14 protein-coding genes are annotated in these 14,550 nt (G+C 68.6%); 5 read left to right on the plus strand and 9 right to left on the minus strand.

Annotation, left to right across the window (positions count from 1 at the left end):
* Window positions 1-42: 42 nt before the first annotated feature.
* From J2739_RS15950 to J2739_RS15965, 4 genes are all read left to right on the plus strand, one after another.
* On the plus strand, window positions 43-507 hold the full coding sequence (locus J2739_RS15950) for a hypothetical protein (protein ID WP_309903334.1): 465 nt from the start codon (window positions 43-45) through the stop codon (window positions 505-507).
* Between the two features lie 99 nt (window positions 508-606).
* The gene (locus tag J2739_RS15955; protein WP_309903336.1) at window positions 607-3,126 is read left to right on the plus strand and encodes an ABC transporter permease; all 2,520 of its coding nucleotides are present in this window, start codon (window positions 607-609) and stop codon (window positions 3,124-3,126) included.
* 37 nt (window positions 3,127-3,163) lie between these two features.
* A complete protein-coding gene (locus J2739_RS15960; RefSeq protein ID WP_309903338.1) occupies window positions 3,164-4,537 on the plus strand; it encodes a cystathionine beta-synthase in 1,374 nt (457 codons plus the stop codon).
* Complete coding sequence (locus J2739_RS15965) at window positions 4,534-5,724, plus strand: trans-sulfuration enzyme family protein (RefSeq protein WP_309903340.1); 1,191 nt, start codon at window positions 4,534-4,536, stop codon at window positions 5,722-5,724. Before J2739_RS15960 ends, J2739_RS15965 begins: the two co-directional genes overlap by 4 nt.
* A gap of 92 nt (window positions 5,725-5,816) precedes the next feature.
* Here the strand turns inward: J2739_RS15965 and J2739_RS15970 are convergent, their stop codons facing one another.
* The 9 genes from J2739_RS15970 to J2739_RS16010 form a co-directional block, all read right to left on the minus strand.
* A complete protein-coding gene (locus J2739_RS15970) occupies window positions 5,817-6,398 on the minus strand; it encodes a DUF3501 family protein (RefSeq protein WP_309903342.1) in 582 nt (193 codons plus the stop codon).
* 5 nt (window positions 6,399-6,403) lie between these two features.
* Window positions 6,404-7,756 (minus strand): (Fe-S)-binding protein, encoded by a 1,353-nt coding sequence (locus tag J2739_RS15975; RefSeq protein WP_309903344.1) that lies wholly within the window; start codon window positions 7,754-7,756, stop codon window positions 6,404-6,406.
* Window positions 7,757-7,835: 79 nt separating this feature from the next.
* Window positions 7,836-8,258 carry a rubrerythrin family protein gene (locus J2739_RS15980; protein ID WP_068680194.1) on the minus strand — a complete coding sequence of 141 codons (423 nt, stop codon included), beginning with the start codon at window positions 8,256-8,258 and terminating at the stop codon, window positions 7,836-7,838.
* A gap of 134 nt (window positions 8,259-8,392) precedes the next feature.
* On the minus strand, window positions 8,393-9,409 hold the full coding sequence (locus J2739_RS15985; RefSeq protein WP_309903346.1) for an isopenicillin N synthase family dioxygenase: 1,017 nt from the start codon (window positions 9,407-9,409) through the stop codon (window positions 8,393-8,395).
* Window positions 9,410-9,422: 13 nt separating this feature from the next.
* Window positions 9,423-10,166 (minus strand): amino acid ABC transporter ATP-binding protein, encoded by a 744-nt coding sequence (locus J2739_RS15990; RefSeq protein ID WP_309903348.1) that lies wholly within the window; start codon window positions 10,164-10,166, stop codon window positions 9,423-9,425.
* Window positions 10,163-10,873 (minus strand): amino acid ABC transporter permease, encoded by a 711-nt coding sequence (locus J2739_RS15995; protein ID WP_309903350.1) that lies wholly within the window; start codon window positions 10,871-10,873, stop codon window positions 10,163-10,165. The genes J2739_RS15990 and J2739_RS15995 overlap by 4 nt, the downstream gene beginning before the upstream one ends.
* A 16-nt stretch (window positions 10,874-10,889) precedes the next feature.
* Window positions 10,890-11,585: an amino acid ABC transporter permease gene (locus J2739_RS16000; RefSeq protein WP_309903352.1), complete on the minus strand. Its 696-nt coding sequence runs from the start codon at window positions 11,583-11,585 to the stop codon at window positions 10,890-10,892.
* A gap of 94 nt (window positions 11,586-11,679) precedes the next feature.
* Window positions 11,680-13,212, minus strand: a complete 1,533-nt coding sequence (gene lysS, locus J2739_RS16005) for a lysine--tRNA ligase (RefSeq protein ID WP_309903354.1) — start codon at window positions 13,210-13,212, stop codon at window positions 11,680-11,682.
* 79 nt (window positions 13,213-13,291) lie between these two features.
* A complete protein-coding gene (locus J2739_RS16010; RefSeq protein ID WP_309903356.1) occupies window positions 13,292-13,939 on the minus strand; it encodes an LON peptidase substrate-binding domain-containing protein in 648 nt (215 codons plus the stop codon).
* Between the two features lie 49 nt (window positions 13,940-13,988).
* On the opposite strand from J2739_RS16010, the gene J2739_RS16015 reads away from it, so the two are divergent.
* Window positions 13,989-14,549, plus strand: a complete 561-nt coding sequence (locus J2739_RS16015) for a YggT family protein (RefSeq protein WP_309903621.1) — start codon at window positions 13,989-13,991, stop codon at window positions 14,547-14,549.
* The last annotated feature ends 1 nt before the right edge of the window (window position 14,550 follow it).

Genomic DNA, 14,550 nt, shown 5'->3' on the forward strand with positions numbered 1-14,550 from the left:
GGGCAGCCCGGGATCCAACGGGTCTCCTTCGAGGAGCTTGCCATGAAGAGATCCATCCTGGCTGCCCTGTTCGCCGCTGCGGCGGCCATCGCCGTGCCCGGCTTCGCGCAACGAGGTGGGCACGGCGGCGGTTTCCATGGCGGTGGTTTCCACGGCGGCGCTTTCCACGGCCCAGGCTTCGCGCGATCGGCGCCCTTTGGCGTCGCCGGCTTCCCGGCGCATCGCGGGTTCTTCCCGGGGCACCATCACCGCTCCGCCGTTTTCATCGGCGCCGGCTTCGGCTTCGGTGTCCCGGCCTACTACTACTACCCGGGCTATTACCCGGCCGGCTATGGCGTCGCGTACTACCCGGCTTATGGTGCCTATCCCGCCTATGCGGTTCCGGTCGATCCTGGACCCGTGATGAGGCTGTACTGCCCGGACCCGGCGGGCTACTTCCCGGAAGTCCGCGATTGCAACCGGGACTGGGTGCAGGTGCCGCAGGAGGAGGGCGGCGCGAATCCTTGATCGGCAATCGAGCGCCACGCTCGAAGAAGGCTCGCCAGCCCACGGCGCCATTCTCCTTGGCCGCGCGCACCGGCCTGCGCATCGGCTATCGTGGGCCCCATGAATGCCTCCATCCGTCTCGGCTGGCGCACGCTCTGGCGCGACCTGCGCGCCGGCGAACTGCGCCTGCTCATCGTGGCCGTCTTGCTCGCCGTTGCGGCACTGACGGCCGTCGGCTTCTTCGCGGACCGGCTCAAAGGCGGCTTGCAGCGCGATGCGCGCCAGCTGATCGGCGGCGACGCGGTGGTGGCAAGCGACAACCCGACGCCCCCCGTCTTCCTCGAACGCGCCCGCTCGCTGGGACTGCAGACCGCCGCCACCTACGGCTTTCCGACCATGGCCCGCGCCAGCGAGGAGCAGGGCGGCGCGAGCCGGCTGGTCGCGCTCAAGGCAGTGGAGGCCGGCTATCCGCTACGCGGTAGCCTGCAGGTGAGCACCGCGCCCACCGGCCCCGGCTCACCAACGCGCGAGGTGCCCGCGCCCGGCGAGGCCTGGGTCGACGCCTCGCTGCTGGAAGCCCTGGCGTTGAAGGTGGGCGACACGCTGCTGCTGGGCGACGCCAGCCTGCGCATCGGGCGCGTGATCACGCTGGAGCCCGACCGCGGCGCCGGCTTCATGAGCTTCGCGCCGCGCGTGATGCTCAACCAGGCCGACGTGCCGCGCACGGGGCTCGTGCAGCCGGCCAGCCGCGTCAGCTACCGCTTCGCGGTGGCGGGCGACGCCGTTGCCGTCAAGCGCTTCAGCGACTGGGCCGACGCCGCCATCAAGAAGGGCGAACTGCGCGGCATCCGCCTCGATTCCTTCGAGAGCGGCCGCCCCGAGATGCGCCAGACCCTGGACCGCGCAGAAAAATTTCTCAACCTGGTGGCCCTGCTCGCGGCCCTGCTGTCCGCAGTGGCCGTGGCGCTCGCGGCGCGCGGCTTCGCTGCCAGCCACCTCGACGACTGCGCCATGCTGCGCGTGCTGGGCCAGAGCCAGCGCACCATTGCGCAGGCCTACGGCTTCGAGTTCGCCGCCATCGGGCTGGTCGCGAGCGGGCTGGGCGTGGCCATCGGCTTCGGCGTGCACTACGTCTTCGTGGTGCTGCTCGCCGGCCTCGTCGATGCCTCGCTGCCTGCGCCCAGCCTGTGGCCGGTGGCCTTCGGCCTCGGCATGGGGCTGACGCTGCTGTTCGCCTTCGGCCTGCCGCCGGTGCTGCAGCTCGCGCAGGTGCCGCCGCTGCGCGTGATTCGGCGAGACGTGGGCAACCTCAAGCCGGCATCGCTCGCGGTGCTGGGGCTCGGCGTGGCCGGCTTCGCGGCGCTGCTGCTCGCGGCCAGCAGCGACCTCAAGCTGGGGCTGATCGCAGTGGGCGGCTTCGCCGGCGCGGTGGCGGTGTTCGCCTTGCTCAGCTGGGTCGCCGTGCTGGTGCTGCGCCGGAGCGTCAACGAGACCACCGCGCCGCGCTGGCTGGTGCTGGCGACGCGTCAGATCTCGGCGCGGCCTGCGTACACGGTGGTGCAGGTCAGCGCGCTGGCCGTCGGCCTGCTCGCGCTGGTGCTGCTGGTGCTGCTGCGCACCGACCTGGTCGCGAGCTGGCGACGCGCCTCGCCGCCCGATGCGCCCAACCGCTTCGTGATCAACGTGATGCCCGACCAGAGCGAGGCCTTCCGCCAGGCGCTCGCGGCCGGCGGCGTGAAGAAGTACGACTGGTACCCGATGATCCGCGGCCGGCTGGTGGCCATCAACGACAAGCCGGTCTCGCCCGACGACTATGCGGACGACCGCGCCAAGCGCCTGGTCGACCGCGAGTTCAATCTCAGCAACGCCGCCGAGCCGCCCGCACACAACGAGGTGGTGGCCGGCAGCTGGGCATCCGAGAAGAAGGGCGAAATCAGCGTCGAGCAGGGCCTGATGGAGACGCTGGGCCTCAAGCTCGGCGACCAGCTGCGCTTCGACATCGGCGGCCAGCTGAACGAGGCGCGCATCACCTCCGTGCGCAAGGTCGACTGGGGCTCGATGCATGCGAACTTCTTCGTGATGTACACCGTGAGTTCGCTCGGCAGCGACGTGCCCGTCACGTACCTGAGCGCTTTCCGGGCGCCCGACAGGCCCGGCTTCGACAACGCCCTGGTGCGCACCTTCCCCAACGTCACCAACGTGGACATGAGCGCGACCATCGGCCAGGTCCAGCGCGTGCTCGACCAGGTGATCCGCGCGGTGGAGTTCCTGTTCGGCTTCACGCTCGCCGCGGGCCTGGTCGTGCTGTTCGCCGCCGTCACGGCCACGCGCGAGGAGCGGGCGCGCGAGTTCGCGGTGATGCGCGCGGTGGGTGCGCGCGGCAGCTTGCTGCGCCAGGTGCAGCGCGCCGAGCTCGCAGGCGTGGGGCTGCTCGCCGGCTTCCTGGCGAGCATCGTGGCCTCGCTGATCGGCTGGGGCCTGGCGCGCTATGTGTTCGACTTCACCTGGACCGCGTCGCCCCTGGTGCCGCTTGCCGGCTCGCTCGCGGGTGCCGTGCTGGCGCTGGCGGCCGGCTGGTGGGGGCTGCGCGAGGTGCTGCGGCGGCCGGTGGTCGATACGCTCAGGCGCGCGGCGGAATAGGCCTGACGGGGCTACGATCGTCGCCAGAGGTGATCGCATGACGAACGAGACGCGCCCCGCCGTGCTGGACCTGATCGGCAACACACCGCTGGTCCACGTCACGCGCCTGGACACCGGCCCCTGCACGCTGTTGCTCAAGCTCGAGTCGCAGAATCCCGGCGGCTCGATCAAGGACCGCGTGGGCCTCGCGATGATCGATGCCGCCGAACGCGACGGGCGCCTGAAACCCGGCGGCACGGTGGTCGAGGCCACGGCCGGGAACACCGGCCTGGGCCTGGCGCTGGTGGCGCGCGCCAAGGGCTACCGCGTGGTGCTCGTGGTGCCCGACAAGATGGCCATCGAGAAAGTGCTGCACCTCAAGGCCCTGGGCGCCGAGGTCCACACCACGCGCTCGGATGTGGGCAAGGGCCATCCCGAGTACTACCAGGACTATGCGGCGCGGCTCGCGAAGGACATCCCCGGCGCCTTCTTCGCCGATCAGTTCAACAACCCCGACAACCCGCTCGCGCATGCCTCCAGCACCGGGCCCGAGATCTGGCAGCAGTGCGGGCACGACGTGGATGCGATCGTGGTCGGCGTGGGCTCCGGCGGCACCATCGCCGGCCTCACGCGCTACTTCCGCGAGGTGCAGCCCGCGCTCTTCTTCGTGCTGGCCGACCCGGCGGGATCGGTGGTGGCGGAATACACGCGCAGCGGCACGGTGGGCGAGGCCGGGTCCTGGGCTGTCGAGGGCATCGGCGAAGACTTCATTCCGGGCATCGCCGATCTCTCCGGCGTGAAGAAGGCCTATTCGATCACCGACGAGGAAAGCTTCGGCACCGCGCGCGAGCTGCTGCGGGCCGAGGGCATCCTGGGCGGCTCGTCGACCGGTACGCTGCTGGCGGCGGCGCTGCGCTTCTGCCGCGAGCAGACGAAGCCGCTGCGGGTCGTGAGCTTCGTCTGCGACACCGGCACGCGCTATCTTTCCAAGGTCTACAACGACCAGTGGATGCTCGACCAGGGCCTGCTCGCACGCGAGCGCTTCGGCGATCTGCGCGACGTGGTCTCGCGCCGATTCGAGGACGGCAGCGTGATCAGCGTCGGGCCCGAGGACACGCTGCTCACGGCCTTCCAGCGCATGCGCCTGGCGGACGTGTCGCAGCTGCCGGTGCTGGAGGGCACGCAGCTCGTCGGTGTGATCGACGAGTCCGATCTGCTGCTCAGTGTCCATGCCGACGCCGGCCGCTTCCGATCGAACGTGAAGAGCGCGATGACCGATCTGCCCGAGACGCTGCCTTCCGGCGCCAGCCTGGCCGAGCTCGAAGCCGTGCTCGACCGCGGCCTGGTCGCGATGATCTCGGACGAAGCGGGCTTCCACGGCCTCATCACCCGCACCGACCTTCTCAATCACCTGCGGAGAAAGCTGAAGTGAGCCATGACAAGGACCCCCGCGAAGCCCTCGGCTTCGCCACCCGCGTGATCCACGCCGGCCAGGCGCCCGACCCCTCGACCGGCGCGATCATGCCGCCCATCTATGCCACCTCCACCTACGTGCAGCAGAGTCCCGGCGTGCACAAGGGCCTGGACTACGGCCGCTCGCACAACCCCACGCGCTGGGCGCTGGAGCGCTGCGTGGCGGACCTCGAAGGCGGCTCCGCGGCCTTCGCCTTCGCCTCGGGGCTGGCCGCCATTTCGACCACGCTGGAGCTGCTGGACGCCAACGCCCACATCGTCTCGGGCGACGATGTCTACGGGGGCACCTTCCGCCTGTTCGAACGCGTGCGGGCGCGCAGCGCGGGGCACCGCTTCAGCTTCGTCGACCTGACCGATCCCGTGCGACTGCTGGAGGCGCTCAGGCCCGACACGCGCATGGTGTGGGTCGAGACGCCGACCAATCCCTTGCTTCGCCTGGCCGACCTGCGCGCCATCGCCGCGATCTGCCGCGAGCGCGGCATCCTCTGCGTGGCCGACAACACCTTCGCGAGCCCCTGGGTGCAGCGGCCGCTGGAACTGGGCTTCGATGTGGTGGTGCACTCGACCACCAAGTACCTCAACGGCCATTCGGACGTGATCGGCGGCGTGGCCGTGGTGGGCCGCGAGGAGCGCCACGCGCCCTTGCGCGAGCGCCTCGGCTTCCTGCAGAACTCGGTGGGCGCGATCGCCGGGCCCTTCGACAGTTTTCTCACGCTGCGTGGCGTGAAGACGCTGGCGCTGCGCATGGAGCGCCACTGCAGCAGTGCGCTGGCGCTGGCGCAGTGGCTGGAAGCGCAGCCGCAGGTCGCGCGGGTGCATTACCCGGGCCTGGCTTCGCATCCGCAGCACGAGCTGGCGAAGCAGCAGATGCAGCAAGGCTTCGGCGGCATGATCTCCATCGACCTGAGAACCGACCTCGCGGGCACGCGTCGCTTCCTGGAGGCGGTGCGCATCTTCGCGCTGGCCGAGAGCCTGGGCGGCGTCGAAAGCCTGATCGAGCATCCGGCCATCATGACGCACGCCACCATCCCGGCCGAGACGCGCGCGCGTCTGGGCATCGGGGATGGGCTGGTGCGCCTGTCGGTGGGCGTCGAGGACCTGGCGGACCTGCAGGCCGATCTGGCGCAGGCGCTGGCGAAGGTCTGAAGCCGTCGACGGGCCGTCCAAGAAAAGCAGGCGCTGCTATCCCACAGACGGCCCTGAGCCGGCGCTTCCGGCCGGCTCGGCTCCACGCAGGTTCAGGCGCTCAGATCGCCCGCCAGGCTCGCCAGCGTTTCGGGCGCGATGACGGTCATCGCCGGGTAGTGGGTGTGATCGCAGCCCAGCTTGACCTGCGCTCCCGCGCGCACCGCCGCGCGCGCGGCATCGTCGAACTCGAAGCGAAGGAAGTGCACGGCCGAGGTCTTCTCGTCGGTCTCGCGGTCGAGGTCCTCGTCGGCGATGGCGTAGGCGCGCGCATGGCCCTCGACCTCGACAAACATGCGGTCCTCCACGCCGATCAGCCGCGCGAGCTCGCGCTTGCGCTCGTGCACGTCGGTGTACTCGATCAGCATGGTCGCCTTCCAGTTGCTCCCGTCGGGGACCAACGGAAGGTAGGCGTCGATCTCGCCGCGGATGCCGTCCTCCTCGAAGATCTTCTCGATGTGCAGCATCTCCTGGATCTGGCGGCGGACGGTGGTTTCGTCCTCGAACTGCACGCTCACATGCTCACCCAGGCGCACCGTGCGCAGCTTGCGGTGGGCGATGAACGCCGGGGCACTGGACTTGCGGATCTTCGCGTAGGCCTCCAGCGTCATCAGGCTGTCGGGGGTGATCGTCATCGTCGCTATTCCAGGCCGTAGGCCATGCGCACCAGGCTCAGCGGGTGCTGCAGCCTGGCCGCGGGCAGCCCCTCCTGGGCCATGCCCTGCGCGATGTGGTGGCCGGCCAGCGCGCAGTCCGAGCTGATGTAGTCGGGCTCGTTCTTGCCCATGGCCTTGAACACCGGCTTGCCGATCTTCATTGCCACCGGGTGATAGGGCGTCTTCACGCCATAGGTGCCGGCGTGGCCGGAGCAGCGTTCGACCGTGTTGAGCTGCAGCGGAACGATCTGGCCGATCAGCTTGAACATCTCCTCGGTCTTGCGGCCGATCTTCTGCACTCGGCCATGGCAGGGGATGTGGTAGCTGAGCTTGCCCAGGGGAGTCTTGAAGTCGGTCTTGAGCAGGCCGTCCTTGTGGCGTGCCACCAGGTATTCGAAGGGGTCGTACATGGCCTGCTGCACCAGCTTGACGTCCGCGTCGTCGGGGAACAGCAAGGGCAGTTCCTGCTTGAACATCAGCGTGCAGGACGGCACGGCGGAGAGGATGGCGAAGCCCTCTTTCGCGTAGCTCGCCAGCACCGGGATGTTGGCTTCCTTGTGCCTGGCCACACCCTCGAGATCGCCGAGCTCGAACTTGGGCATGCCGCAGCAGCTCTCCTTCGAGACGATGGTGTAGGGGATGGCGTTGTGCCTGAGCAGCTTGATCAGGTCGAAGCCGATGCCGGGCTCGTTGTAGTTGACGTAGCAGGTCGCGAAGATCGCGACCTTGCCGGGCGTACGCTCGCCGTCGACGACCGGCGGCGCCTCGTCGTCCTTGGGGGCGCTCCAGCGGAAGCGCTGGGTGGCCAGGTCGGGCAGCCAGGCATCCGGGTGCACGTGCAGCGCGCTGTCCAGCAGCTTGCGCATCGGCCTGGTCTTGTTCAGCGCATTGACCGTCTGCACCACCACCGGGATGCCGGCGAACTTGCCGTGCACATCGGTGGAAGCGAGCAGCCTCTCGCCCGCTGGAACCCCGCCGTTCCTGAACTTGATGGCCTTGGCCCGCAGCATGATGTGCGGGAAGTCCACGTTCCAGGGGTGCGGTGGCACGTAGGGGCACTTGGTCATGTAGCAGAGGTCGCACAGATAGCACTGGTCGACCACGCTGCCGTAGTGCTTGGGATCGACGCCGTGGACCTCGCCGTCCTCGGTCGCGTCCACCAGGTCGAAGAGATTCGGGAAGGCCTGGCACAGGCTGACGCAGCGGCGGCAGCCGTGGCAGATGTCGAAGATGCGCGTCATCTCGCGCTCGCAAGCGGCCTGGTCGTAGAACTCCGGGTTCTTCCAGTCCACCGGGTGGCGCGTCGGTGCCTCGAGATTGCCTTCTCGACTTGTCATGGATGCCTGCGGCCGCACGCGCGGCGTCGACGGGCGGGGAGTTCGCGAAGAACCCTTGCCCGGCGAGCGCCGGCGCGCCTCAGTCGACCAGCGCCTCGAGCGCCTTGGTGTAGCGGTTGGCGTGCGAGCGCTCGGCCTTGGCCAGGGTCTCGAACCAGTTGGCGATCTCGTCGAAGCCCTCTTCGCGGGCCTGCTTGGCCATGCCGGGGTACATGTCGGTGTACTCGTGGGTCTCGCCGGCGACGGCGGCCTTCAGGTTGAGGCGGCTGTCGCCGATCGGCAGCCCGGTGGCCGGGTCGCCCGAGCCGTGCTCGAGGAACTCCAGGTGGCCGTGTGCATGGCCGGTTTCGCCTTCGGCGGTGGAGCGGAACAGCGCTGCGACATCGTTCTGGCCTTCGACGTCGGCCTTGTTCGCGAAGTACAGGTAGCGTCTGTTGGCCTGGGATTCGCCTGCAAAGGCGTCCTTCAGGTTCTGCTCGGTTCTCGATCCTTTCAAGTCCATGGCTGTCTCCTGGGATTGGCTAGGCATGCAAGTGGAACCGTCGCTGCGAGGCAGCGGCGCCCCTGCAATCTACACCATGCGGCGGGGCGCGCCATACAAAGCCTCAATAAGGGTCATTGAGGCAGGCAATGGGTTCAGCCGGGCAGCACGGCCTCGCGCAACTGCGGGAACACCTTGGCCACCTTGGCGAGCAGGTAGTCGCCGTAGATGCCGTCGAAGGCATGCACGTTGGCGTGGTCCCAGCGCGTGGCACTGTCGTCGACCTCGGCAGGCCGGGGCAGTGCCTCGATGGGCTTCACGCGCGCATGGAAGTTGGGATCGAAGAAGAGCGGGAACGACAGCCGGTCGCGGCCCGAGCTGTTGCGGATCACGCGGTGCGGCGTGGAGCGGTAGAGCCCGCCGGTCATGCGGTCGAGCATGTCGCCGATGTTGATCACGAAGGCATCGGGGACGGGCGCCGCGTCGATCCAGCCCTCGCCGGTGCGCACCTGCAGGCCGCCGATCTCGTCCTGGCGCAGGAGGGTGAGCAGGCCGTAGTCGGTGTGCTCGCCCACGCCCCATGCGACGTCCAGGCCGGGGGGCACCGGCTGGGTCGGGTAGTTGAAGATCCGAAACAGGATCAGCGGGTCGGCCGTGTAGCGGTCGGCGAAGTACGAGGCCTCCAGGCCCAGGCTCAGGGCGATGCCTTCCATCAGCCGATGGCCCAGGCGCGTGGCCGCGGCCATGTAGTCGAGCACCGTCTGCCTGAAGCCGGGGATGTCCGGGAACAAATTGCGCCCGTGCACCGGCGTGTGCGCCAGCACCAGGGGATCGTCCTCGGGCAGCTCGGTGCCGAGGTAGAGGCCTTCCTTCCAGTCGGGCCGGCCGGAGGTGAGCTCGCCGCCGGTCGGGAAGTAACCGCGCCAAGCGCGGCCGCCCAGTTCCATCCGCCACTGCATCTTGGTGGCTTCGGGAAGCGCGAAGAAGGCTCGGCTGAGATCCTCGAGGCGGCGCGTGAGTGCGGGCTCGATGCCATGGCCGGTGACATAGAAGAAGCCGTGCGCACGGCAGGCCTCGCCGATCCGTTCGGCGACCCCGGCCCGCTCGGGCGCCCGCGCGACCAGCGGCGCGATGTCGATCACGGGAAGCGAAGGCGGCGTCGGTGTGCTCATCCGAGCCAGCGTATCAAACCGCGTGGGCGAAGGGCGTGCGGATATCGGCAAGGAACTGTTGCGCGCGCGGGTGTTGCGGGCGATTGAAGAAGTCGTCGGGCGTCGCGCGCTCCAGCACGCGACCGGCGTCCATGAAGAGCACGCGGTCGGCCACGTCGCGCGCGAAGCCCATCTCGTGCGTCACCACCACCATGGTCATGCCTTCGCGCGTGAGGTCGCGCATCACCAGCAGCACCTCGCCCACCATCTCGGGGTCGAGTGCGCTGGTGGGTTCGTCGAAAAGCATCAGCGGCGGCTGCATGGCCAGCGCCCGCGCGATCGCCACGCGCTGCTGCTGCCCGCCGGAGAGCTCCGACGGAAAGGCATCGGCCTTGTTCGCCAGGCCCACGCGCTCGAGCAAGGCCATTGCGCGCTCCGTGGCTTGCGCTCGCGAGAGGCCGCGCAGCTGGATCGGCGCGAGCGTGCAGTTGCCGATGACCGTGAGATGCGGGAACAGGTTGAACTGCTGGAACACGAAGCCGATGTGCGAGCGAAACTCGTTGAGATCGATGCCGCGCCCATGAATGTCCTTGCCGTCGACCACGATGCGGCCGGACTGGATCGGCTCCAGCCGGTTGATGGTGCGGATCAGCGTCGACTTGCCCGAGCCCGAGGGGCCGCAGACCACCACCACCTCGCCGCGGGCGATGGTCTCGCTCACGTCGACCAGCGCGTGATAGTCGCCATACCACTTGTCGACCTTGTCGAATTCGATCATGCGGGTGCTTTCGGTGCTGTTCGGACCGTGCTGCGCCGGCTGCTGCGCCGCTCCAGCCAGTAGGCGAAGCGCGAGAGCCCGAAGCACATCACGAAATAGCTGAGGCCCAGGACCAGGTAGACCTGGACCGGCTTGGTGAAGACCTGGGTGTTGATCTGCGAGGCGATGAAGGACACCTCCGACAGCCCGATGATGTAGCCCAGCGAGGTCTCCTTGATGGTGGAGACGAACTGGTTCACCAGCGAGGGCAGCATGCTGCGCAGCGCTTGCGGCAGCACCACGAAACGCATGGTGCGGCCCCAGCCCAGGCCGAGGGAGCGCGCGCTCTCGAGCTGGCCGCGCGGCAGCCCGAGGATGCCGGCGCGCACGATCTCGCCGATGTAGATGCCGTCGAAGACCACCAGCGCGATCAGCATGGTGCTGAACTGGTCGGTCTTGACGCCGGTCACGCTGGGCAGGAAGAAGTAGGCCCAGAACACCACCATCAGGAGCGGCGTGCCGCGCACCACGAAGGCCACCACCGTCACGGGCCAGCGCAGCCAGCGCCAGGGGCTCACGCGCGCCAGGCCCAGGACCAGGCCGAAGGGCAGGGCGAGCACCAGGCCCATCGCGGCCAGCAGCACGGTCAGCGCCAGGCCGCCCAGCGGGCCGTTGGGGTATTGGCCGATGAGGAAGTAGACCCAGTAGTCGCGGACGAGCTCGATCACGATGGGGCTCCGGTCCTCACAGCGCCCTCGGCGGAAAGCGGTGCTGGTACCAGCTGGCCGCACCGGTGATCAGCATCGACACCGTGATGTAGGCGGCGGTGGCGAAGGCGAAGGACTCGGCGCTGCGGAAGGTGGCGCTCTCCACCTGTCCGGCCTGGTACATCAGCTCGGCGACGCCGATCACGGTGGCCACGCTGGTGCCCTTCCAGAGGTTGAGGCTCTGCGAGATCAGCGGCGGGATGGTGACGCGCAGCGCCTGCGGCAGGATGACACGGCGCATGGTCGCGAGGAAGCCGAAGCCGAGGGCGCGGCCGGCCTCCATCTGCACGGCGGGAATGGCGCTGATGCCGCTGCGGATGTCCTCGGCCATGTAGGCCGCGGTGTAGAGGCCCAGCGCCACCACCGCGCTCATGGCCTCGATATGGCCGGCGTAGAGGCGCTGCTTGATCGGCACGGGCAGCAGCTCGGGCGCGCCGAAATACCAGAACAGCATGTGCGCGAGCAGCGGGATGTTGCGGATCGACTCGACATAGGCGAAGCCCAGCCCCCGCAGCGCGGCCACCGGCGCCAGGCGCAGGAGCGCCACCGCCAGCGCGATGGGCAGGGCCAGCATCAGCGAGGCGGCCAGCAACTGCAGCGAGAGCAGGAAGCCCGCGACCAGCATGTCGTGGTACCTCCCGGTGAGAAGCAGGGTGTAGTCGAAGAGCGGCATGAACGGCGACGCTGCTGGACCTGCCGGGTTGTCCTTGGCGATGCGACCGCGGAACTGGACCTGGAGCCGATGCCGGGGACGGGCGCCGGCTCGTTCAGGATTCCCGGCGCAATGCAGGAAACAGGATCACATCGCGGATGCTGGGCGAATCGGTCAGCAGCATCATCAATCGGTCGATGCCGATGCCGCAGCCGCCGGTGGGCGGCATGCCGTATTCCAGCGCGCGCACGAAGTCGTGGTCGAAGAACATCGCCTCGTCGTCGCCGCTGTCCTTGGCCGAGACCTGGGCGTTGAAGCGCGCGGCCTGGTCCTCGGCGTCGTTGAGCTCGCTGAAACCGTTGCCGAACTCGCGGCCGGTGATGTAGAGCTCGAAGCGCTCCGTCACCTCGGGGCGCTCGTCGTTGGCGCGCGCCAGCGGCGAGATCTCGGTCGGGTGCTCCATGATGAAGGTGGGCTGCCAGAGCTTCTCCTCCACCGTCTCCTCGAAGTACATGACCTGCAGGCTCGCCAGGCTGCGCTGGGAGAGCTTGTCCTTTTCTTCGCTCAGGCCGAGCTTGCGAAGCGACGCGCGCAGCCAGGCGGCATCGTCGGCGTTCGCGCCGGCTTCGGTGTGCCTGGCGATCGCCTCGCGGATGGTGAGCCGTTCGAAGGGTTGGCTCAGGTCCACCGGCTTCCCCTGGTACTCGAGCTGGAGCTTGCCGACACTCTTCTGCGCGATGGCGCGGATCAGCGTCTCGGTGAAGTCCATCAGGTCGCGGTAGTTCCAGTAGGCCGCGTAGAACTCCATCATCGTGAACTCGGGGTTGTGCCGCACCGAGATGCCCTCGTTGCGGTAGCTCCGGTTGATCTCGAACACGCGCTCGAAGCCGCCGACGATGAGGCGCTTGAGGTAGAGCTCGGGCGCAATGCGCAGGAACATCTCCTGGTCGAGGGCGTTGTGGTGCGTCTTGAAGGGCTTGGCGTTGGCGCCGCCGGGAATCGGGTGCAGCATCGGCGTCTCGACCTCGAGGAAGCCATGGCTCACCATGAATTCGCGCAGGGCGCTGACGGCGCGGCTGCGCGCGGTGAAGCGCTCGCGCGCCGCCTCGTCGGTGATCAGGTCGACGTAGCGCTGCCGATACTTCTGCTCCTGGTCGGCCATGCCGTGGAACTTGTCGGGCAGCGGCCGCAGGCTCTTGGTCAACATGCGCAGCTTCGTGACCTTGACGGAAAGCTCGCCGGTCTTGGTCTTGAAGGCGGTGCCTTCGGCGCCGACGATGTCGCCGAGATCCCAGCGCTTGAACTCGGCGTAGGCCTCTTCGCCGACGGCATCGCGCGTGACGTAGAGCTGGATGCGGCCGGTGGCATCCTGCACGGTGGCGAAGCTGGCCTTGCCCATGACCCGCTTGAGCATCATGCGTCCCGCTACGCTGACGTCGATCGGTGTGGCTTCCAGCGCTTCGGGCTCCGTTTCGCCGTGCGCGGCGAGCAGCGCCGCGGCGCGGTCTGCGGGCTTGAAGTCATTCGGGAAGGCAACGCCCTTCCCCTCGGCCTGCGCCGCGCGCAGCGTCTTCAGCTTCTCGCGCCGTTCGGCAATGAGCTGGTTGTCATCGGGGGTGGAGGCGGGAGAGGGGAGGACGTCGGACATGAGGGGAGAAGTAGGGGCGCAGGTGGTCGCGCGCAACCGGCGATTTTAGCCGGGTGGTGCCCCTGAAGACCGCTGCTGCCTACTTGGTGATGCCGGTGCGCGCGAGCAGGTCGCCGACGAGCTCGAGGCGCATCAAGGGGCTTTCAAGTTCCATCAGGCGTTGCTTGAGTTCCACCGGCACGGGCAAGAGCTCGCACCAGCGGTTGGCCACCCACCCGCAGTCGTCGAAGCGGAAGGGCGCCTGAACCGGCAAGCGCACCTGCTCGCCGCCTTCGAGGCGACGGCGCTCCTCCAGGGTCTCCACCAGTCGGCGCAGGGCATCGGAAACGGTTCGCAGATCGTCGGGCACGTCGAGCGCCACGTCATCGGGGACGGGCTCGGCTTCCGCAGTCCAGAGCCCGTGCTTCTGCAACGCGCTGGAGCGCAGGCGAAAGCGTTGCGTGCCGAGGCACGCGATCTGCATCAGCCCGGGCTGCGGGGCATCGAACTCGCGGATCTCGGCGAGCGTGCCGATGCCGGCGAAGCGCTCCGCCTCGGCACCCGGGCGGCGGACTTCCGTGCCTTGCGTCAGGCTCACGACGCCGAAGGGCGTGCCGGCCTTGTGGCATTTGCCGATCATGTCGAGGTAGCGCACTTCGAAGATGCGCAGGGGCAGGAAGCCGCCGGGAAAGAGCACCGTGCCCAGCGGGAAGAGGGGCAGAGGCTGCGGGAGGGGGTGGGTGGTCATCGAGGAACCTTGCGTGGCTATCATCGCATTCCGTTCACGACCGCGCGCCATGTTCTACCAGATCCCATCGTTTCTCCTCGACGTGATCGTCGGCCTCCTCGGCGGAGCGTGCCTGCTGCGCCTGTACATGCAGTACCACCGCGTGCCCTTCGGCAATCCGCTGGGGCGCTTCGTGTTCGCAATCACCGACTGGATCGTGCTGCCGCTGCGGCGAATCGTGCCCGCGGTGAAGCGCTGGGACCTGGCGAGCGCCGTGGCCGCCTGGCTGCTGGTGATGCTCAAGTTCCTGGTGCTGTGGGCGCTGATCGGGGCGCTCGGGCGCTGGGCGATCCTGCCGCTGGTGTCGCTGATCGGCCTGATGCAGCTGGCGGTGTCGGGGCTGACCGCGCTGCTGATCGTCTACGCCGTTCTCTCGTGGGTGCCCAATGCGTCGTCGATGCTGCAGGACCTGATCGCGCGGCTGTCCGAACCGCTGGTGCGGCCGCTGCGTCGCTTCATCCCGCTGGTGGGCGGCGTGGATCTCTCGCCGCTCGCCGCCATCGTTCTGCTGCAGATCGGCGCCATCGTGCTGGGCAGCTTGATGGCGACGGTCTTCGGCATGGGCCGCTAAG

Origin of the sequence: Variovorax soli (assembly GCF_031454625.1) — a bacterium.
Taxonomy (GTDB): domain Bacteria; phylum Pseudomonadota; class Gammaproteobacteria; order Burkholderiales; family Burkholderiaceae_C; genus Variovorax; species Variovorax soli_A.